General features: G+C 66.2%; 18 protein-coding genes and 2 pseudogenes. 9 read left to right on the forward strand and 11 right to left on the reverse strand.

Annotated features, from left to right (window positions below; genetic code table 11):
* The first annotated feature begins 18 nt into the window (after nucleotides 1-18).
* A complete protein-coding gene (locus ACZ5R1_RS00975) occupies nucleotides 19-795 on the forward strand; it encodes a MetQ/NlpA family ABC transporter substrate-binding protein (RefSeq protein ID WP_027598104.1) in 777 nt (258 codons plus the stop codon).
* Nucleotides 796-847: 52 nt separating this feature from the next.
* On the opposite strand, the gene ACZ5R1_RS00980 is transcribed toward ACZ5R1_RS00975, so the two are convergent.
* The 3 genes from ACZ5R1_RS00980 to ACZ5R1_RS00990 all read right to left on the reverse strand — a co-directional run bounded on the left by ACZ5R1_RS00980 (nucleotide 848) and on the right by ACZ5R1_RS00990 (nucleotide 3,690).
* Nucleotides 848-1,123 (reverse strand): helix-turn-helix domain-containing protein, encoded by a 276-nt coding sequence (locus ACZ5R1_RS00980; protein ID WP_042135209.1) that lies wholly within the window; start codon nucleotides 1,121-1,123, stop codon nucleotides 848-850.
* Nucleotides 1,120-2,445 carry a type II toxin-antitoxin system HipA family toxin gene (locus ACZ5R1_RS00985; protein WP_042135211.1) on the reverse strand — a complete coding sequence of 442 codons (1,326 nt, stop codon included), beginning with the start codon at nucleotides 2,443-2,445 and terminating at the stop codon, nucleotides 1,120-1,122. The genes ACZ5R1_RS00980 and ACZ5R1_RS00985 overlap by 4 nt, the downstream gene beginning before the upstream one ends.
* Before the next feature lie 99 nt (nucleotides 2,446-2,544).
* Nucleotides 2,545-3,690, reverse strand: coding sequence for an MFS transporter (locus tag ACZ5R1_RS00990; protein WP_042135212.1), 1,146 nt, complete (start codon nucleotides 3,688-3,690; stop codon nucleotides 2,545-2,547).
* A gap of 175 nt (nucleotides 3,691-3,865) precedes the next feature.
* Here ACZ5R1_RS00990 and ACZ5R1_RS00995 point away from each other — a divergent pair, with 175 nt between their 5' ends.
* Nucleotides 3,866-4,033, forward strand: coding sequence for a rubredoxin (locus ACZ5R1_RS00995; protein ID WP_007161456.1), 168 nt, complete (start codon nucleotides 3,866-3,868; stop codon nucleotides 4,031-4,033).
* Between the two features lie 92 nt (nucleotides 4,034-4,125).
* Here the strand turns inward: ACZ5R1_RS00995 and ACZ5R1_RS01000 are convergent, their stop codons facing one another.
* The 3 genes from ACZ5R1_RS01000 to ACZ5R1_RS01010 form a co-directional block, all read right to left on the reverse strand.
* Nucleotides 4,126-4,401: an HU family DNA-binding protein gene (locus tag ACZ5R1_RS01000; RefSeq protein ID WP_017639309.1), complete on the reverse strand. Its 276-nt coding sequence runs from the start codon at nucleotides 4,399-4,401 to the stop codon at nucleotides 4,126-4,128.
* Nucleotides 4,402-4,809: 408 nt separating this feature from the next.
* A complete protein-coding gene (locus tag ACZ5R1_RS01005) occupies nucleotides 4,810-6,369 on the reverse strand; it encodes a SulP family inorganic anion transporter (RefSeq protein ID WP_464712761.1) in 1,560 nt (519 codons plus the stop codon).
* Nucleotides 6,370-6,580: 211 nt separating this feature from the next.
* Nucleotides 6,581-7,288, reverse strand: a complete 708-nt coding sequence (locus tag ACZ5R1_RS01010) for a carbonic anhydrase (protein ID WP_007161453.1) — start codon at nucleotides 7,286-7,288, stop codon at nucleotides 6,581-6,583.
* A gap of 660 nt (nucleotides 7,289-7,948) precedes the next feature.
* Between ACZ5R1_RS01010 and ACZ5R1_RS01015 the strand changes: the two are divergent.
* Nucleotides 7,949-8,668: pseudogene (locus tag ACZ5R1_RS01015) on the forward strand (MCP four helix bundle domain-containing protein); the annotation flags it as partial.
* A gap of 309 nt (nucleotides 8,669-8,977) precedes the next feature.
* Nucleotides 8,978-9,574, forward strand: a pseudogene (locus ACZ5R1_RS01020) (methyl-accepting chemotaxis protein); the annotation flags it as partial.
* A gap of 42 nt (nucleotides 9,575-9,616) precedes the next feature.
* On the opposite strand, the gene ACZ5R1_RS01025 reads toward ACZ5R1_RS01020, so the two are convergent.
* The 3 genes from ACZ5R1_RS01025 to gloA form a co-directional block, all read right to left on the reverse strand.
* The gene (locus ACZ5R1_RS01025; RefSeq protein WP_255211814.1) at nucleotides 9,617-9,739 is read right to left on the reverse strand and encodes a hypothetical protein; all 123 of its coding nucleotides are present in this window, start codon (nucleotides 9,737-9,739) and stop codon (nucleotides 9,617-9,619) included.
* A gap of 159 nt (nucleotides 9,740-9,898) precedes the next feature.
* Complete coding sequence (locus tag ACZ5R1_RS01030; RefSeq protein ID WP_042135217.1) at nucleotides 9,899-11,497, reverse strand: methyl-accepting chemotaxis protein; 1,599 nt, start codon at nucleotides 11,495-11,497, stop codon at nucleotides 9,899-9,901.
* A 218-nt stretch (nucleotides 11,498-11,715) separates the two neighbouring features.
* Nucleotides 11,716-12,240 carry a lactoylglutathione lyase gene (gloA, locus tag ACZ5R1_RS01035; protein ID WP_027598112.1) on the reverse strand — a complete coding sequence of 175 codons (525 nt, stop codon included), beginning with the start codon at nucleotides 12,238-12,240 and terminating at the stop codon, nucleotides 11,716-11,718.
* A gap of 246 nt (nucleotides 12,241-12,486) precedes the next feature.
* Between gloA and ACZ5R1_RS01040 the strand changes: the two genes are divergently transcribed.
* A complete protein-coding gene (locus tag ACZ5R1_RS01040; RefSeq protein ID WP_027598113.1) occupies nucleotides 12,487-12,678 on the forward strand; it encodes a CsbD family protein in 192 nt (63 codons plus the stop codon).
* Between the two features lie 50 nt (nucleotides 12,679-12,728).
* On the opposite strand, the gene ACZ5R1_RS01045 is transcribed toward ACZ5R1_RS01040, so the two are convergent.
* Nucleotides 12,729-13,460 carry a glutathione S-transferase gene (locus ACZ5R1_RS01045; RefSeq protein WP_027600373.1) on the reverse strand — a complete coding sequence of 244 codons (732 nt, stop codon included), beginning with the start codon at nucleotides 13,458-13,460 and terminating at the stop codon, nucleotides 12,729-12,731.
* Between the two features lie 187 nt (nucleotides 13,461-13,647).
* Between ACZ5R1_RS01045 and ACZ5R1_RS01050 the strand changes: the two genes are divergently transcribed.
* From ACZ5R1_RS01050 to ACZ5R1_RS01065, 4 genes are all read left to right on the forward strand, one after another.
* The gene (locus ACZ5R1_RS01050; RefSeq protein ID WP_027600372.1) at nucleotides 13,648-14,724 is read left to right on the forward strand and encodes a glycosyltransferase; all 1,077 of its coding nucleotides are present in this window, start codon (nucleotides 13,648-13,650) and stop codon (nucleotides 14,722-14,724) included.
* Complete coding sequence (locus ACZ5R1_RS01055) at nucleotides 14,717-15,769, forward strand: hypothetical protein (protein WP_464712762.1); 1,053 nt, start codon at nucleotides 14,717-14,719, stop codon at nucleotides 15,767-15,769. The genes ACZ5R1_RS01050 and ACZ5R1_RS01055 overlap by 8 nt, the downstream gene beginning before the upstream one ends.
* Nucleotides 15,766-16,608, forward strand: a complete 843-nt coding sequence (locus ACZ5R1_RS01060; RefSeq protein ID WP_042135220.1) for a glycosyltransferase family 2 protein — start codon at nucleotides 15,766-15,768, stop codon at nucleotides 16,606-16,608. Before ACZ5R1_RS01055 ends, ACZ5R1_RS01060 begins: the two co-directional genes overlap by 4 nt.
* A gap of 126 nt (nucleotides 16,609-16,734) precedes the next feature.
* A complete protein-coding gene (locus ACZ5R1_RS01065) occupies nucleotides 16,735-17,715 on the forward strand; it encodes a YihY/virulence factor BrkB family protein (RefSeq protein ID WP_042135221.1) in 981 nt (326 codons plus the stop codon).
* A 200-nt stretch (nucleotides 17,716-17,915) separates the two neighbouring features.
* On the opposite strand, the gene gpmA is transcribed toward ACZ5R1_RS01065, so the two are convergent.
* Nucleotides 17,916-18,662: a 2,3-diphosphoglycerate-dependent phosphoglycerate mutase gene (gene gpmA / locus ACZ5R1_RS01070; RefSeq protein WP_464712763.1), complete on the reverse strand. Its 747-nt coding sequence runs from the start codon at nucleotides 18,660-18,662 to the stop codon at nucleotides 17,916-17,918.
* Between the last annotated feature and the right edge of the window lie 8 nt (nucleotides 18,663-18,670).

An 18,670-nucleotide genomic window follows, 5' to 3' on the forward strand; every position in this document is an offset into this window, starting at 1 on the left:
CCGTTCTAGGAAACTGCCATGAAGAAATTGCTCGCCACCGCCGCCCTGCTGGCCGCCAGCCTGGCCGCCCACGCCGCCGAGACCCTCAGCGTCGCCGCCACCCCGGTGCCCCACGCCGAGATCCTCGAATTCGTCAAACCCCAGCTGGCCAAGGAAGGGGTGGACCTGCAGATCAAGGTCTTCACCGACTACGTGCAGCCCAACCTGCAGGTGGCCCAGAAGCGTCTGGACGCCAATTTCTTCCAGCACCAGCCCTACCTGGATGAATTCAACAAGAGCCGCGGTACCGACCTGGTGACCGTCGCCCAGGTGCATGTCGAGCCCTTCGGCATCTACTCGCAAAAGATCAAGAAGCTCGACGAAGTCCGCGAAGGCGCCGTCGTGGCCATCCCCAGCGACGCCACCAATGGCGGCCGTGCCCTGCTGCTGCTGGAAAAGGCCGGGCTGATCAAGCTCAAGGACAGCGCCAACATCCTCGCCACGCCCAAGGACATCGCCGAGAATCCCAAGAAGCTCAAGTTCAAGGAGCTGGAAGCCGCGACCCTGCCACGCGTGCTGAATCAGGTCGACCTGGCGCTGATCAACACCAACTACGCCCTGGAAGCCAAGCTCAACCCGACCCAGGACGCCCTGCTGCTGGAAGGCAAGGAATCGCCCTACGCCAACATCCTGGTCGCCCGTCCGGACAACAAGGACAGCGATGCCGTGCAGAAGCTGGCCAAGGCGCTGAACACCCCGGCGGTGAAGCAATTCATCGAAGAGAAATACAAGGGCGCCGTGGTGCCGGCGTTCTAAGTGCTGCCCGAGACAAGAGACGCCGGCCCCGTGCCGGCGTTTTTCGTAGGGCTCAATGGCGTTTCAGGGGGACGACGCCCATTCCCAGGCCGAAGGGTCGAAAGACCGCTTGCAGCGTCGCCAGGGTGGGATTGCCTTCATCCTGCTCCAATTGTCGCAAGGTACGCAGCGAGATACGGGCCATGCGTGCGAAGTCAGCCTGGGTCAGGCCGGTTATGTCGCGACGGAGGCGGCGGACACCGGTGCCCAGACTCAGGCGCCCGGTCTGTAATCCTTCACGGATATCATCCAGCTTGTGTTGCCGCAGTTCCGGATCATCGAGGTTCATAGCAGCCCTGCCTCGCGCAAATGGCTATCCAGACGCCGTAACGGAATCCGCGGATGTTCCCAGGTGGCCCGGGGCAGCATCGGCTGCAACAGGTCCGGCAGGGAGCGGAGCTGCTCGGCGTTCTGCTTGAGTGCTTCCCACAGCCGTTCGGGATCGTCCCACTCGGCCAGCAGCCGACAGGTCGCGTACCAATCGACAGCGCCCGCCTGCTCGACGGGCGTTGGCCATTTGCTGGTTCGGGTGATGCCCTGCTCATCCATGACCATGGGGGCAAGGTCGTAGAGAGGCGCCAGGCGCACGCGATGCTCATCTCGCAGAATGGCGGTATTGCGGCCGTGGTTGTCACTGTTGCCCAGCAGCTGATTGAGCAGATCACGGCGCAGGTAGTCGTCCAGCAGCGCCGGAATCTCGCGGTCCTGACCCGCTGCGCGCCAGACCCTGATCAGGGCGCCGATGGCGTCGAGATGATTTAGATAGCTGCCGGGCACCAGGGTGTGAGTCAGCGAATAGAGGGATTCAACGGCCAGACGCTCTACGTGTTGCGGGCCGGTGCAGCGGTCGAAGCGTGGCAGCCAGAGACTGGGGCGGCGACCTTCTTCCAGGGCGAGTCCGTTTTCAGCGACGGTCTCCAGCCCAAGGGTATTCAAGGCCCGATAGTAGCCGTGCTCGCTACGCAGGATGTCCTGGTCCGTGGCGTTGCCTTTGTTGCGCGGAAACTTCACCAGCCAGTGTCGACAGGCCAGGTCATCGGCTAGGGTGGCATCTGGATGGAGCAAGCCCTGAGCATCTTCGGCCAGCAGTAGCTTGGGTGCATCGCCACCTGCCCCGGTTGCACCGCCGATGGCGGCACCTTGCTCATAGGCATACTCCAAAAAGTCCTGATCGCGAGCGATGACCTGTTCACGGGTAAAGCCCACGGAGGGTGTCTGCGCCAGCCCGTCCAGCGACTCACGAATTCGCAGATGGCCAATGGGCGCTGGCGTGCAGCGCGATAACAATTGAAAGTCGGTCTGCGCAGCTTCCGCTGCGGTCAGCCCGAGGCGAGGCAGCAGAAAGCGGCGAGCGGCGCCAGCCGGGAGAATGTCCTGGAGAAACGCTGGCCAATGGGGCAGGCGCTCGACCTCCCAACTCAAAGGCAGGTTGGCGCTCACGGCTGCAGCCGTCGGCTTGCCGAAATCGTCGAGATGATCGCTCAGGTAGGCGGCCAGATAGCTGAGGGTGCAGGCGCCTTGTTGGGGGCCTTGCCCAGGGTCATCGAAAACCAGGCGCAGGGCATCGTGCCAATGCCCGCTCAGATAGGCTTGAACCACGAGCGTACTCACGGCAGACCTCCGGCAATATACTGCCGATAATTATGGGTGCTATACGCATTATCGGCAATATAGTGCCTGAAACAAGCTTATATAGCGCGATATTGGGTATTAAATTGCCGTTTGCATGGTCGGCGCGCTGCCCCTACGGCCGACGATCACCAGCAATACCGCAGCACCGGCCGCCATCAGCAGCGGCAGGGCGTGGCCGGTGAGCCACTGGCTGGCAGCGCCGGTGACCAGCGGGCCGACCAGGCAGCCGACGCCCCAGAGCTGGGCGATGCAGGCGTTGGCGCTGACCAGTTCGGCGTCGCGATAGCGCTCGCCCACCAGGATCAGCGCCAGGGTGAAGAGGCCGCCGGCGGTGGCGCCGAACAGCACCAGCAGTGGCCAGACGCCCGCGGTGTGCAGCAGCAGCGGCAGGGCCAGACTGACCGCCAGCAGCCCCAGGGCGCAGCCAAGGAACAGGCCCTGGCGCGAGAGGCGATCGGCGAGCAGGCCCAGGGGAAGTTGCAGCAGGGCATCGCCCACCACCACGGCGCTGACCATGTACAGCGCCAGTTGCTGGCCGAAGCCCTGGTTGAGCGCATAGACCGGCAGCAGGGTGAGGATCATCGCCTCGAAGCAGGCGAACAGCGCCACCGCCCAGGCGATGGCTGGAGCACCGCGACAGAAGTCCAGCAGCGCTCGCCAGGCCGCGGTATGGCCGCCGGCGGCCGGCGCGCCCTGGCGGCCGAGCAGCAGGGCAGCGCCGCCGAGCATGAGCAGGGCGCCGAGCCAGAAGCCCTGGTCGCCCTCGGTGCCCAGCACCCCCAGCAGCAGCGGACCGGCCAGCTGGCTCAGGGCGTAGCTGCTGCCATAGAGGGCCACCAGGCGGCCGCGCCAACGATCGGTGATGACCTGGTTCATCCAGCTTTCGCCAAGCACGAAGACCAGGGTGAGGATGGCGCCCAGGGCCAGGCGCAGGAGCAGCCACAAGGGGTAGCTGGGCAGCAGCGAGAGCACGATCAGCGAGGCGGCGCCACTGATCAGGCACAGTCGCATCAGCCGCGGCGTGCCGATGCGCGCGGCCAGGCGTCCGGCCAGACTGGCGCCGGTGAGGATGCCGAGGGCTGGCGAGGCGGCCATGACGCCGATGGCGAAGCTGCCATAGCCCCAGCCTTCCAGGCGCAGCGAGACCAGCGGCATCGACAGGCCGCTGGCCAGGCCCACGCTGATGACACTGCCCAGCACGGCGAAATAGATGGCCCAGGGCATGGGCGATGGCGAGGAATTCATGGACTCAGCCTAGCTGATCGGGGTGGAAGACGGGTAGCTGCCACGCGCAGCCTATGGAGCCCTGGGCGTCCGCCGGGGTTCCGGCACGGTTGGCCTTTGCCGGGCTTTCGCGTAGCGTGCGCGCTACCTGAAGCCGGTTGGGAGATAACAGAACATGCGGAAATGGCAATGCATCGTGTGCGGCTATATCTATGACGAAGCCCTGGGCTGGCCGGACGACGGCATCGCGCCGGGAACGCGCTGGGAGGATGTGCCCGAGGATTGGCTGTGCCCGGACTGCGGCGTGGGCAAGGGCGACTTCGAGATGATCGCCATCGGCTGATCACCCCGCTCCGCGTCTTCTGCGCGGACACAAAAAAGGCATCGCACGGGCGATGCCTTTTGGCTGCAGCGGCGATCCGTGCCGCTTCATGCTCAGCCTTCGATGCTGTCCTTCAGCGCCTTGCCCGGCTTGAACGCCACCGTGTTGCTCGCACGAATCTTGACCGGCTCGCCGGTCTGGGGATTCTTCCCCATGCGGGCACCGCGGTGACGCGGCAGGAAGGTACCGAAGCCGACCAGGGTAACGCTGTCCTTGCGGTGCAGCGCATTCGCGATCTCGTCCAGCAGCGTGTTGAGCACGACGTTGGCTTGTTCCTTTGGAAGTCCGACTTTTTCAGCGATCACAGTCGCCAATTCAGGCTTGCGCATACCTACCTCTCTTGGAGTCATTTTTAGCCGTGTGGGCGTCGCATGGCTTTCCTGGCAAAGCGATTACCCCCGAGATAGAGGGTGGCCCGACACAAAGATCGTTGGTGCGACAAAAGTCGAACCAGATAGCGTTATAAGGCAAAGCCGAGAAGAGCGAAAGTTAATTAGCAGACTATTAGCCGTTGGTAGGATGACTGATGCCGACTTGGACATTTATCGACCAATTTTGGCCATCTATGTGGACATTCTGTCCACTTTATGGCCGGGGAGAAAGGGGGCGGAGCGACGATGAGGGGCTCTGGCAAGCCGGTATCGCGATCAGCGACGGCGCTGCGGACTTCTGATCCGGCAGCGCCGCTGAGGTGAGGGAAGGGGGTGAAGCGGCCGCTGGCCGCTCCACCCTCCGGATCAGGCCGGTGCCTGGGCCGGCATGACCGGTTGACCCGCCGGCGCCTGGCCTTCCAGGCGGCGCTCCAGGGCCTTGGGCTCGATCACCAGGCGCATGCCATTGCTGGCCTGGGTGCGCCCCCAGTCCTCGAGCAGCTCCATGCAGGCGTGATCGATATAGGAGACGCGCTCCAGGGGCACGTGCAGGGTGGTGCCGGGCTTGACCTGTTCCAGCACCTTGGTCAGCTGGGGCACGCGCAGGAAGGTCGCGGCGCCCACCAGGCGCAGGTCGGCCTGGTCCGGCTGGTCTTCGCGATAGGTCAGGCTGACCTTGAGTTGCGCCGCCTTGACCGCCAGGAAGGCGATGGACAGGCCGAAGCCCACCAGCACCCCGGTCAGCAGATCGGTGGCGACGATCATCAGGGCGGTCAGGGCATAGATGATCATGGGTGTCCGGCCATAGCGCTTGAGCCCGGTCAGCGACTTGGGATCGGCCAGCTTGACGCCGGTGAACACCAGCACGCCGGCCAGGCTCGCCACCGGCACCAGCTTGAGCACGAAGGGCAGGGCGGCGACGAAAGCCAGCAGCCAGAGGCCGTGGAAGATGGTGGAGGCGCGACTGGTGGCGCCGGCCTGGACATTGGCCGAGCTGCGCACGATGACCCCGGTCATGGGCAGGGCGCCAACGGCACCGCAGAGCAGGTTGCCGACACCCTGGGCGCCCAGCTCGCGGTCGAAGTGCGAGCGCGGCCCGGTGTGCATGCGGTCCACCGCGGCGGCCGAGAGCAGGGTCTCGGCGCTGGCGATGAAGGCCAGGGCGAGGGCGGCCACCACCAGTTCGGCATTGGCCAGCATGCCCAGGTCGGCAAAGGTCACCCAGTCGATGGCGTCGGCCAGGTTGTTGGGCACTTCCACGCGGCGGATGTCCAGCGCCAGCCAGAGACTGGCCAGGGTCGCCAGGGTCACGCCGATCAGGGCGCCGGGCAGGAAGCGCAGGGTCTGCGGGCGGAATTTCTCCCACAGCCACATGCTGGCGATGGTCAGCAGACCGATCAGCGCCGCCTGGGCGCCGATGCCACTGCCGTTCCACTGGCTTGCCGCGGTGAGGGCGGCGCCGGGGAAGGCCAGCAGGTTGGACAGGCCCGAGGCCGCCGGCTTGGCATCCAGCATCACGTGCAGCTGCGAGAGCACGATGAGGATGCCGATGCCGGCGAGCATGCCGTAGACGACGGCGGGCGAGGTGACGCGGAACCAGGCGCCCAGGCGGGTGAAGCCGGCGATGAGCTGCAGCAGGCCGGCCAGCAGCAGCACCGGGCCCAGGGCCTCGATGCCGTGGCGGTTGATCAGGTCGAACACCAGCACCACCAGGCCGGCGGCCGGACCGCTGACCTGCAGCGGCGAGCCGGCGAGAAAGCCGACCACCAGGCCACCGATGATGCCGGTGATGATGCCCTTGGCCGGCGGCATGCCGGAGGCGATGGCGATCCCCATGCACAGCGGCAGGGCGACCAGAAACACCACGAGTGAGGCCAGGGCATCGCGCGACAGGCTGCGCCCCGGGGTCTGTTGATTGCCAAGCATGGTCCTGGTCCTCCAGCGACTAGGTAAAGGGGTGCCCGCGCGTCATATCACGTCGTATGACACGGTTCGGGATTCAGGCGGCTAGCGGAAAGGGTGGACGGTCCCGATGGAGCCCCAAGTGGGGATCGCCCGGCGCGGTGCGCTGTTATGGCGACGGATCGGCTGACCCGTCTTGCAATGGCCATCCGGCGAACCGGATGGCCACCGTGGATCAGGCCTGCTGCAGGCGCGGACGCGGGGTGGCAACCGGCATGTTCTCGCCATCCAGGGGCAGGAAGCGCTCCTGCTGGGCGTCGTACGCCTTGATCTCGCTGGTCTCGATGGAATAGACCCAACCATGGATCTGCAGCTGACCGCTGGCCAGGCGCGAGGCCACTGAGGGGTGGGTGCGCAGGTGGACCAGCTGGGCCACCACGTTTTCCTCGGTCAAAAAGCCCAGGGTGCCGCCGTGGCCGCAGTCGCAATGGCCATGGTCCTCGACCACGGTACGGGCGACCTCGGCGTGGCGCAGCCAGACCTTTACCGTCGGCATCTTTTCCAGCGGATCGGGATTGAGCACCGCCTTCATGGCGCCGCAGTCGGAGTGGCCGCAGATGATGATGTGCTTCACGCCGAGGGCCACGACCGCGTATTCGATGGCGGTGGAGACGCCACCGTTCATCTGGCCGTAGGGGGGCACCACGTTGCCGACGTTACGGGTCACGAACAGATCGCCCGGCGAACTCTGGGTGATGAGTTCCGGGACGATGCGCGAGTCGGCGCAGGTGATGAACATGGCTTTGGGCGACTGCGCACTGGCGAGCTTCTTGAACAGCGCTTCCTGTTCGGGAAAGACATCCTGGCGGAAACGCTTGAAACCATCGACCAGTTGCAGGAGGGCCTCGTCGGGTGCGCCGAAGGTATCCGTGTTGTCGCTCATCTGTTTCTGACCTCTTCTCAAGTACGCAATGGCAGCGGCAAGCGCTGGTTAGTGGCTAGACGCCCCCTGGCATCGCCTCGATACGCCCCGACTCTCTCGAGCTCCGGTGGCTTCATTGTCTGGCGGTCCATCGCGTCGTCGGGCAGCGTCCTGGCACCCGGTCACTCAGTCTGGTGACCACAACCTTAATCCACGCTGAAACAATAGCTCGTGACAGACAACGCAGAAGATATTTCAAACTTATACTGAGATCATCCCGCCATTATCGCTGCACGATCATCGCTTTTAACCCTTTTATCGGCACGAAGCCGGAATATAGGTGCCGAATCGCGCTTTTCCCCGTGAAGAAAACGTGAATCGCGATAGCCGAAGAGTTTTCCTTGGCGATCAGTGGCTTGCGAGAGATGTGCAAAAATGTGAACGCAATGCCGCTGGCAGACATCGAGCGTCTTTCGCCCACTTTGCGTCCGGCCTGTGATCTGCGGCACAGTGCCGCAGCCTAGAGCTTTCGCCAGGCTTTCAATAGGTCCAATGCCCTATAGGACAAGGGTTTGCTGGCTTTGCTTGATAGCCGCCCAAAAATCCGGTCCGACAACGGACCTCAGGATTTGCAACGCGCGGTCGATAGCGGGGGCTTTCCAGGCTCAACGGAAACTCCCCATGTCCTTTCGCAATCTCTCCATCGCGCGGCGTGCCACGCTCGGCTTCGCCTTTATCGGTCTGCTCCTGCTGCTGCTCGGCGGCACCGCCCTGGTCAAGATGAACGACATCCGCGCCTCGGGCCTGGCCATCGAAGACCGTGCCATGCCGCGGGTGGCCGCGCTCGACGAGCTGACCGCCCTGACCCTGCGCCTGCGGGTGCTCTCCTATCGGCTGCTGCTCAATCGCGAGCCGGAGATCATCGCCAAGACCCAGGCGCTGTTCCAGCAGCGCAACGGCCAGATGCGCGCCGCCCAGCAGCGCTACGAGGCGCTGATCCAGTCCGATGAAGAACGCACCGCCTACAGCCGCTACGGCCAGCTGATCACCCAGTACGACGGTCTGCAGCAGCGCATGCTGGCGTTTTCCGCCGCCGATCAGCTGGAGCCCCTGCGCCGCCTGCTCAACGAAGACCTGCTGGCCAACTCCGATGCGGTCAACGGCGTGCTCAAGCAACTCACCGATCTGGTCGACCAGCAGACCGCTGCGGCCAACGAGCAGTCCGCTGCCGACTACAGCCACGCCATCCAGTGGCTGGTGCTGCTGCTGGCGGCCACCGCGCTGCTGACCGTGGTCTTCGCCTGGCTGCTGATCCGCAGCATCACCCAGCCCATCGCCCGCGCCGTGCAGGCCGCCGAGGTGATCGCCACCGGTGACCTCAGTCAGGAAATCCACAGCGAAGGCCGCGACGAGGCCGCGCGCCTGCTGCAGGCCATGAAGACCATGCAGGGCCAGCTGCGCCATACCCTGCAAGGCATCCTCGGTTCGGCCACCCAGCTCGCCTCGGCGGCGGAAGAACTCAATGCCGTGACCGATGAATCCAGTCGCGGCCTGCAACGCCAGAACGCCGAGATCGAACAGGCCGCCACCGCGGTGAACCAGATGTCGTCGGCGGTGGACGAGGTGGCGCGCAACGCCGTCAACACCTCCCAGGCGTCCCAGGAATCCGCCGGCGTGGCCCGTGATGGCCGCGATCTGGTGCAGGAAACCGTGGGTGCCATCGCCACCATGAGCGAAGACGTCCAGCACGGTGCCACCCTGGTGGGCGATCTGGCGGTCCAGGTCAATGACATCGGCAAGGTGCTGGACGTGATCCGCAGCGTGGCCGAGCAGACCAATCTGCTGGCGCTCAATGCCGCCATCGAGGCGGCGCGCGCCGGTGAGGCCGGTCGCGGCTTCGCCGTGGTGGCCGACGAGGTGCGCGCCCTGGCCCATCGCACCCAGGAATCGACCCGCGAGATCGAGACCTCCATCGGCACCATCCAGCAGGGCACCGATCAGGCGGTGGCGGCCATGCGCAGCAGCACCGAGCGTGCCCAGTCCACCCTGGAAGTGGCCCGCGGCGCCGGTCATGCCCTGGAGCGCATCCATGGCGCCATCGGCGGCATCAACGAACGCAATCTGGTCATCGCCAGCGCGGCGGAAGAGCAGGCTCAGGTGGCTCGCGAAGTGGATCGCAACCTGGTCAACATCCGCGAGTTGTCGGTCCAGACCGCCGCGGGCGCCGAGCAGTCCAGCGCCGCCAGCGCCGAGCTGTCGCGCCTGGCCGTGGACCTCAATGGCCTGGTAGCGCGCTTCCGCCTGTGATCCCGTGGCGTCCGTTCGCTTCGGTGAGCGGACGCTGCGGCCCTAGCCGGGGCCGAGCAGTTGCAGCACGCCGGTCAGCAGCACCAGCAGGCCCAGGGGTGAGGCGAGAAAGGACAGCAGCAGGCAGCGCAGGCGCGGGCCGCGCGGGGTAGGGCAGGTCGTCATGACGTCAGGCAGCTCCGTAGCGAAAAGCGGCGCCACGCCTGGCGCCCGGAGCCAATTTTCGCCTGTCCCGGCAGCAACGTCATGCCAAGAAAACGTAAAGATGGGTAAAGCCGCCCCTCCCCCCGGGGCGCCTGTATCCGGGGGGAGGGGCGCGCCGGGTCAGACGCGGAAGCGCGCGGCCAGGCCGTGGATCTCGTGGGTCAGCTCGGCGAGTTGGCGACTGGAGGTCTCGATCTGGTCGGCGCCGCGCTTGGACACGGCTGCCAGCTCGCGGATGTTGATCAGGTTGCGATCCACCTCGCGCGCCACCTGGGCCTGTTCCTCGGCGGCGCTGGCGATGACCAGGTTGCGCTCGTTGATGTCGCCGATGGCGACGAAGATGTGCTCCAGGCTCTGGCCGGTGCGCTCGGTGGTTTCCAGGGTGGTGCCGGCCAGGGTATTGCTGCGCTGGATGGCGGTCACCGCCTGGCCGGTGCCGGTCTGGATGTTGCCGATCATCTGCTCGATCTCCAGGGTCGACTGGCGGGTACGCTGCGCCAGGCTGCGCACCTCGTCGGCCACCACGGCGAAGCCACGACCGGCATCGCCGGCGCGGGCGGCTTCGATGGCCGCGTTGAGCGCCAGCAGGTTGGTCTGCTCGGAGACGGCGCGGATCACGTCCAGCACCTTGCCGATCTGGTTGGCCTGCTGCGCCAGGCTGGCGATGACGGTTTCGCTTTCCTTGACCGTGCTCTGCATGCTCTGCAATTCGCTGAGCACCTGGGCCACCTGGCCGCGACTGCCGGCGGCCAGGCGATCGGATTCGCGAGCGGTATCCGAGGTGGAGGCGGCATTGCGCGCCACCTCTTCCACGGCGGCGGTCATCTCGGTCACCGCGGTCACGGCCTGCTCCAGCTCCTGTTGCTGCTGATTGAGGGTGCGATTGCTCTGGGCGGTGACCTGACCCAGTTCCTGGGCGGCGCCGTCGAGTCGTTCGGCGGTGCGATTGAGCTGGGCCAGGGTGTCGCGCTGGCGACTTTGCAGGGTAGCCAGACCGGCGAACAGCTGGCCGATCTCGTCATGGCTGCGCACCTCGATGCGGCGGGTCAGATCGCCTTCGCTCATGGCGGCGAAGTGCTCGCCGGCTTCGTTGAGCGGGGCCAGCACGCGGCGGGCGATGAACCAGCCGGAGAGGACGGCCAGCAGCAGGGTCAGGCCGACCAGCAGCAGACTGCCGACCTGGGCCTGGGACACGCGGCTGTCGGAGGCGGCGAGCGTGGCGTCGATACGGCTGGTGATCTCGTCGGTAAAGGCCTGGCGGGTGTCGGCGAAGGCCGTACTGGCCCCTTTGGCACCGTCGCTGATCCGGATGTAGCCAGGCAGGTCGCCGGCGCGGCAGGCGGCGATCTGCCCTTCGACGATGGCCTTGTAGGCGTCGAAGGCCTTGAGCATGGCTTCGATCTGGCTGACCAGTTTGGGATCCCTGACGTTGGCCTGCATGTCGGTGATCAGCTTGCGGGCGATGTCCAGCCGCTCTAGGGCCAGCTTCACGCCTTTCTCGGCCTTGGCCGCATCGCCGTTGACGCGGTCGAGCATGGCGGTATGGGAGTTGGCGCTTGCGCGACTGATCCAGGTGGCGGCGTTGTTGACCCGGTCCAGCTGCTCCATCGTCAGGCTATCCAGGTCGCGGATCTGTTGGGCACTGGTCCGGGCGCTGATCCAGCCGTACAGGCAGGCGAGCAGCAGGCAGGCGACGAACAGGCTGAGGACGCTGTACATCCCGGTACGGATTCTTGTTGTTTTTTTCATGGTGGGCTCTCTGGCGACGTCGCTGGCTGGGGTGCGCAATACGACTTTGGTAAGGCTTTTCGCCAGCAGTACGCCAAAGGCCCGGGCAGGCGTCGATGGCCTGGAGCCGGTCGGTATCAGTTAAGCGCTGAAAAGTCGTCGGATGTCTTCAGCAGGACGGGGCCCGGCGGACGCCGGGCCCGCGGGGATCAGGACAGGGGGGTGAACTGGATGACTTCGACCCAGTAGCCGTCGGGATCCTTGATGAAGGCGATTTCCTTCATGCTGCCGTCGGTCAGGCGCTTCTGGAAGGCGACGCCCAGTTGCTCGAATCGCTCACAGGCGGCGCGGATGTCCGGGACCGCCACGCAGGTGTGGCCGAAGCCGCGCGGATCGCTGTTGCCGTTGTGGTAGCTGAATTCGGCGTCGTTCTCGGTACCGTGGTTATGGGTCAGCTCGAGGATACCCGGGGTCGACTTGCGCCAGCGCTGGCGGGCCTCCGGCTCTTCCGGCACCTGGTTGCGGTCGACCAGGGCGAGAAAGGTCAGGCTGAACTTGGCGTCCGGGAAGTCCTTGTGATCGACGACGGTGAAACCCAGCACGCGGGTATAGAAGTCCAGCGAGGTCTCGAGGTTCTTGACCCGCAGCATGGTGTGGTTGAAGACGAACTCGCGGGTGGCGGCGTCGGGCTGGGCGGTCACGCCCGGCAGGTTGTCGAATTGGCTCAGCGACATCAGGATTCTCCTGTGTAGGGTGTGGCAATTGGAGAGACGGCCCCTGCGCAACGTTCCCGCGAGAGGTGGCGCCTGGGCGGTCGCTCACGAAAAAGGGCGGGAAGTCTAAAGGCTTCCAGCGCCGCTGCCCAAAGCTTCCTGGCGCGGCTTGCCGCTGCGCTGTGCGACGAATGGTCGAAACCACCCGGCTAGAGCCGCAGTCGGATTTTACAAGCGCACTGCCTGTGCGATCCCAAGGAGACTGATATGAGCAGCACCAGCGACAAGATCAAGGGTACCGCCAAAGAAGTGGCCGGCAAGGTCAAGCAAGGTATCGGCGAAGCAACCGACAACTCGCGCATGAAAGGCGAGGGTCGTGCCCAGGAAGCCGAAGGCAAGCTGCAGAAGAACGTCGGCAAGGGCAAGGAAGCGGTCAAGAACACCATCGACCGCGCCTGAGTCCAGTCGTGACGAAAAGGCCGCCCCCGGGCGGCCTTTTCTTTTGCCCGTCAGGCCGGATCCAGCTCCGGATAGTGACGGAAGATGCCGTTCTCGCTGAAGGGCAGGCGGCGGGGCGAGGCCAGGTAGGCGGCGATGTTGGGTCGCGCGGCCACTCGCTCGGCCAGGGCCAGCACCCGCGGGATCTCCGGTGCCAGACGGCGCATGGCGTTGGGGAAGGCATAGGTCAGGCCGGCTACCACCTGGAACAGCGACAGGTCGACATAGGAGCGCTGGTCGCCCACCAGCCAATGGTCACCCGCCGGGTTGTAGCCCAGCACCCGCTCGAAATAGCTCAGGTAGGTACGGATCCGTTCGCCGGCAAAGGCCTTGGCGCGGCGCCGGGCTTCGTCCTGCTGCTCTTCGTAGGTCAGGGAGATGGCCACCGGATGATGGACGTCATGGGCCTCGGCGGTGAGGTCGGTGATGGTCAGCTGCAGACCGTGCACCCAGAAGCGGGCTTCCTCGTCGGCCGGTACCAGGTCCAGGCGCGGCCCGAGGAACTGGAGGATGTTGGCGACATGGGAGACGACCTCGTCGCCGGCCTTGAGAAAGGGCGGGGCGAAGGGCGGGCGGCGGGTCTTCCTGCCTTGCAGATAGTCTTCCAGAGCGGGTACGCCCAGGCCTTCGCCTTCCGGGGCGTTGCCGACGTCCAGATAGGGTGCGCCGGCTTCTTCGAGCGCCAGGCGGACGAATTCGCCGCGGCCCTGGATGCTGGGCCAGTAGTGCAGTTCATAACGCATGGAAACCTCCGTCGTCTGCTGGGAATACGGGTCCAGGAAGGCTGACCCCCGGCAGGGTTCCGAGGTTTGCCCGCCGTGCGGCTTTCACGACGAAGCGCACAACCAATTCCCGTCGCTGAGACTCCTATCAACCAGCGGCTCGCGATAAGGACGGTGGGATGACAGGCAACAGCAGGCGGACGGTTCCATGCGCATAGGCATTCTTACCCACGTGAAACACCCGGTACGCCAGCCGTTCGCCGGCGGTCTCGAAGCCTTCACCTACGACATCACCCTGCAGCTGCGCGAGCGTGGCCATGCGGTGACGCTGTTCGCCAGTTCGGCCTCGGCGCCGGAGCTGGAGGTGGTGCCCATCCTCGACGACGGCAACTACGGCGCGGACGGCTGCCGGCGCAAGCGCAACGTGCTCAGCTCCGAATACCTCGACGAGCACCACGGCTATCTGGACTGCATGCAGCGCATCGATGGCTACGGCTTCGACGTCATCTTCAACAACGCCCTGCACTATGTGCCGGTGACCATGTCCGGGCTGATCCGCACCCCCATGCTCACGGTGTTGCACACCCCGCCATTCTTCGAATTGATCAACGCCCTCGGCGAATTGCACAAGCGCGGCGGCGGCCACTACTGCACGGTGTCCCAGGCCAATGCCGACAACTGGGCGCACCTCGCGCCGGCCTGCCACGTGATCCCCAACGGCATCGACCTCGACGCCTGGCGCCCGCGCGAGACGCCGATCGGCGACCATGCCCTCTGGTTCGGCCGCCTGGTGCCGGACAAGGGGCCGCATCTGGCGCTGGATGCCGCACGCGAGGCCGGTGTGGCCCTGCGCCTGGCCGGCCAGGCCACCGACGAGCGCTATTTCCGTCAGGAGATCGAACCCCGCCTGGGGGACGGAGCCGTCTACCTCGGTCACCTGGACCGTACCGCCCTGGCGGCCGAGGTCGCCCAGGCCCGTGCCTGTCTGGTCACGCCCTGCTGGGACGAACCCTTCGGCCTGATCGTCGCCGAGGCCCTGGCCTGTGGCACACCGGTCGCCGCCTTTGCTCGCGGCGCCCTGCCGGAACTGCTCACCGCCGAGACCGGCGCCCTGGCCCCGCCGGGCGATGTCCCGGCCCTGGCGGCGGCCCTGCGCGAAGCCCTGTCGCTGTCCCGCGAGGCCTGCCGGGCGCGGGCCGAGGCCCAGTGGAGCCACCAGCTGATGATCGACCGCTACGAGCGCCTGCTCGCCGATGTCGCCGCCGGCCGAGTCGCCCGTGGCTAGACTGCCCGTGACTGAGCTGAACGTCGGCTACTACGCCCACCATCACGGCGCCGGCCACGTGACCCGCGCCCTGGCCATCGCCGCGGCCTTCGACGGTCCCCTGACCCTGTTCGGCAGTCGCCTGCCCGAACGGGTGGCGCTGCCCAACGTGCAGCTCTGCCCGCTGCCGCCCGACGTGGCCGCGGGCGTCGAAGGCGAAGCCTTCGCCTGCCTGCACTATGCCCCGCTGGGAGTGGCAGGGCTGCGCGAGCGCATAGGCCTGCTGGTGGACTGGTTTCGCCGCGCCTGGCCCTGCCTGCTGGTGGTCGACGTCTCGGTGGAGGTGGCGCTGCTGGCCCGGTTGTGCGGCGTGCCGACGATCTATCTGCGCCAGCGCGGCAGTCGCTTCGATGCCGCCCACGAACTGGCCTACGCCAGTGCCAGTCGCCTGCTGGCGCCCTATCCGGACTGCCTGGAAGAGCCTGATACCCCGGCCGCCTGGCGGGCCAAGACCTGCTATGCCGGCAGCCTGTCGCGCTATGCCGGGCACGGGCCCGACCGCGGGCGCGAGCCCGGCACGGTCACCGTCATCGCCGGCCATGGCGGCACCGCCTTCAGCCGCGCGCGCCTGGTGGCGGCCGCCCGTGCCTGTCCCGCCTGGCACTGGACGGTGCTGGGTCCGGTGCTGGACGACGCCATCGAGGCACCCGCCAATCTGACTTTTCTGGGCAGCGTGGCCGATCCCGCACCCTGGCTGACCCGCGCCGAGCTGGTGGTCGGCTCGGCGGGTGACAGCCTGGTGGCGGAACTGGCCGACCTGCGCTGCCGCTTCCTCTGCCTGCCGGATGCCCGGCCCTTCGACGAGCAACTGTCCACCGGGCGCCTGCTGGCCGCCCAGGACCTGGCGATCACCTGTGAAAGCTGGCCCGCCGACGAGGACTGGCCGGGGCTGCTGGCCAGGGCGCGCGAACTCGATCCCGAGCGCTGGGCGGCGGTAAGCGATGGCGAGGGCGCCCGGCGCGCCGCTGCCTGTATTCGACAGGTCGCCCACGAGGTGCTGGCATGATCGTCCTGACCCTGGTCCATGGCCGCGAGCGGCAACTGGCCAATCTCATCCGTGGCCTGGAGCGGGCGCCGACCCCGCCTGCGGCCCTGGTGGTGGTGCAGATGAACGAGGCACCGCGCGCCTGGCACAGCCCACGCTTTCCGATCCAGGTGCACGGAGTCGAGGGCGACGGCATCCTGCCCCTGGCCGCTGCGCGCAATGCTGCCGTAGCCGCCGCGCCAGGCGAGGAGCTGGTGTTTCTCGACGTGGACTGCATCCCAGCGCCGGAATTGCTCGACGCCTACCAAGAGGCGCTAACGGCCCACCCCGAAGCCCTGCACCAGGGCTTCGTCCACTACCTGCCGGCGGGCGTCGCGGAAGGTGACTGGACGCCGGAAGAGCTGCGCGCCAGCGGCGTCGTCCATCCCCTGCACCGGGATCGTCCGCCTGGCGAGGCGATTCCCCACCCGCTGTTCTGGTCGCTCAACTTCGCCTGTACCCGCGCCACCTTCGGCCGCATCGGCGGCTTCGATGAGGGTTATCGCGGCTATGGCGGCGAGGACACCGACTTCGCCTTTCGCGCCCGCGCGGCGGGGGTGCCGGTCTACCAGGCCGAGGCGCGGGCCTTCCACCAGTACCATCCGACCTATCACCCACCGCTCAACCATTTCGCCAGCATCCTGGAGAACGCCCGGCGCTTCCAGGCGCGCTGGGGACTCTGGCCCATGGATGGCTGGCTGCGCGAATTCGCCGCCGCCGGCTACATCGAATTCGACGAAAGCCGCGGGATAGAGGAAATCCGCCCGCCTACCGCCGCCGAAGTCGCTGCCTGCTGGGATGCCTCGGGGTCCGGCTTCTGACGTCAGGGCGCAACCAACCCGGCCGCTGCCACTCTGAAGGTAGGGCGGACCTGCAAAGCCGCCGGGCGCAGGCCGTGCAGGCCGGCCCCAGGAATCCTTCGTGAGGAACGTTCGTCAGGAGCCGTTATGTCCTTGTTTGCCTTCAGCCTGCGCGGCGTTTCGCCGTTCACCCTCATCAAGCGTGCCGTCCAGGAATTCGTGGCCGACGACATGCCCACCTATGCCGCAGCGCTGGCCTACCAGATGCTGTTCTCGCTGTTTCCCTTCCTGCTGTTCCTGATCGCCCTGATCGGCTTCCTGCACTTGCCGGACTTCTTTACCTTCCTGCGCGAACAGGCCGCCTACCTGCTGCCGGTCACGGCGCTGGACACCGTCAATCCCATCATCGACCAGTTGCAGACACAGAAGGGCGGGCTGCTGTCCTTCAGTATCATCGTCGCGCTCTGGTCCGCCTCCGGTGGCTTCCGCTCGCTGATGACCGCCATGAACAGCGCCTATGACGTGGTGGAAAGCCGTCCGGCCTGGAAGCGCATTCCGCTGTCGGTGCTGCATACCATCGGCCTCGCCGGAATCCTGCTCAGCGCCGCCGCCCTCATGGTGCTGGGGCCTCAGGTGATGAACTGGCTGGCTGCCTACGTGGGGCTGGAAGACTACATGGTGACCCTCTGGGCACTGATCCGCTGGCCGCTGGCGGTGGCCCTGCTGATGATCGCCGTGGCGGCGCTCTACTACGTCACCCCGGACGTGAAGCAGGACTTCCGCTTCATCACCCCCGGCTCGGTGCTGGCGGTGGTGGTCTGGATCCTGGCGTCCCTGGGCTTTGGCTACTACGTGCAGAACTTCGCCAACTACAACGCTACCTACGGCAGCATCGGCGCCATCATCGTGCTGTTGCTGTACTTCTATCTGTCGTCCGCGGTGCTGCTGTTCGGCGCGGAGATCAACGCGGTGATCGAGCACCACAGCGACGACGGCAAGGAAAAAGGCGAGAAGACCCCGGGCGATGGCGGGGTGGAAGGTGACGAGGAAATCCAAGCGGCCCAGGCAGAAGAAGAGGGCGTGCTGGGCGAGGCGCGGGTGGTGAAGCGCCCGGAGCGTCGCACCTGAGGCCGTAGGGTGGATAACGGCGCCAGCCTTATCCACCGCTCACCGGCGACCCTTGGTTGTGGAAAACGCTACAGGTCTCGTCTTGAAAACGATCCGGTTTTCTCGCTAAGAAAATCGCGGCCATGGGCCGCTCCTACAGACTCCTAGGTAACCGTAGGAGCGGCCGCATCGGCGGACCGCCATGGCCGCGATGAAACGCCTTACTTCGCCTTGCCCTGATTGGCCACCGCGGCCATCTTGGCGGCGACCTCGTCCGGGTCGGCCAGGTAGTAGTGCTTGGTAGGCTTCAGGTCTTCGTCGAACTCGAATACCAGCGGCACGCCGTTGGGGATGTTGAGGCTGACGATGTCGCTGTCGGAGATGTTGTCCAGGTACTTGATCAGGGCGCGCATGGAGTTGCCATGGGCGACCACCAGCACGCGCTGGCCGCTGCGAATGGCCGGCGCCAGGACTTCGTTCCAGTAGGGCAGGACGCGTTCGACGCAATCCTTGAGGCATTCGGTGCGCGGTACCTGATCCAGCGGCAGACCGGCATAGCGCGGATCGGCGGCCAGCGCCTGCTGCTCCTCGACGCTCTGCTCGGGCGGCGGCACGTCGTAGCTGCGGCGCCAGACCAGCACCTGTTCCTCGCCGTACTTGGCGGCGGTCTCGGATTTGTTCAGTCCGGTCAGGCCGCCATAGTGACGCTCGTTGAGGCGCCAGTCGCTCACCACCGGCAGCCACATCTGGTCCATGCCTTCCTGCACGTGCCAGAGGGTGCGCACGGCGCGCTTGAGCACCGAGACGTGAGCCACGTCGAAGAGGAAGCCGGCGTCCTTGAGCGCCTGACCGCCCTCGTGGGCCTCGCGGATCCCCTGTTCGGTCAGATCCACATCCGCCCAGCCACTGAAGCGGTTTTCCAGGTTCCACGCCGACTGGCCATGGCGGATGAATACGACTTGCGACATGCGACCTC

The organism is Pseudomonas sp. Pso3, from assembly GCF_055393275.1.

Bases quoted from the DNA above. Each gene is read 5' to 3' on its own strand.
- ACZ5R1_RS01025 (WP_255211814.1), bottom strand. From the start codon at position 9,739: ATGACGACCTGCCCTACCCCGCGCGGCCCGCGCCTGCGCTGCCTGCTG.
- ACZ5R1_RS01000 (WP_017639309.1), bottom strand. From the start codon at position 4,401: ATGCGCAAGCCTGAATTGGCGACTGTGATCGCTGAAAAAGTCGGACTT.
- ACZ5R1_RS01030 (WP_042135217.1), bottom strand. From the start codon at position 11,497: ATGTACAGCGTCCTCAGCCTGTTCGTCGCCTGCCTGCTGCTCGCCTGC.
- gpmA (WP_464712763.1), bottom strand. From the start codon at position 18,662: ATGTCGCAAGTCGTATTCATCCGCCATGGCCAGTCGGCGTGGAACCTG.
- ACZ5R1_RS00990 (WP_042135212.1), bottom strand. From the start codon at position 3,690: ATGCCCTGGGCCATCTATTTCGCCGTGCTGGGCAGTGTCATCAGCGTG.
- ACZ5R1_RS00980 (WP_042135209.1), bottom strand. From the start codon at position 1,123: ATGAACCTCGATGATCCGGAACTGCGGCAACACAAGCTGGATGATATC.
- ACZ5R1_RS01050 (WP_027600372.1), top strand. From the start codon at position 13,648: ATGCGCATAGGCATTCTTACCCACGTGAAACACCCGGTACGCCAGCCG.
- ACZ5R1_RS01045 (WP_027600373.1), bottom strand. From the start codon at position 13,460: ATGCGTTATGAACTGCACTACTGGCCCAGCATCCAGGGCCGCGGCGAA.
- ACZ5R1_RS01005 (WP_464712761.1), bottom strand. From the start codon at position 6,369: ATGCTTGGCAATCAACAGACCCCGGGGCGCAGCCTGTCGCGCGATGCC.
- ACZ5R1_RS00995 (WP_007161456.1), top strand. From the start codon at position 3,866: ATGCGGAAATGGCAATGCATCGTGTGCGGCTATATCTATGACGAAGCC.
- gloA (WP_027598112.1), bottom strand. From the start codon at position 12,240: ATGTCGCTGAGCCAATTCGACAACCTGCCGGGCGTGACCGCCCAGCCC.
- ACZ5R1_RS01010 (WP_007161453.1), bottom strand. From the start codon at position 7,288: ATGAGCGACAACACGGATACCTTCGGCGCACCCGACGAGGCCCTCCTG.
- ACZ5R1_RS01065 (WP_042135221.1), top strand. From the start codon at position 16,735: ATGTCCTTGTTTGCCTTCAGCCTGCGCGGCGTTTCGCCGTTCACCCTC.
- ACZ5R1_RS01060 (WP_042135220.1), top strand. From the start codon at position 15,766: ATGATCGTCCTGACCCTGGTCCATGGCCGCGAGCGGCAACTGGCCAAT.
- ACZ5R1_RS01040 (WP_027598113.1), top strand. From the start codon at position 12,487: ATGAGCAGCACCAGCGACAAGATCAAGGGTACCGCCAAAGAAGTGGCC.
- ACZ5R1_RS00975 (WP_027598104.1), top strand. From the start codon at position 19: ATGAAGAAATTGCTCGCCACCGCCGCCCTGCTGGCCGCCAGCCTGGCC.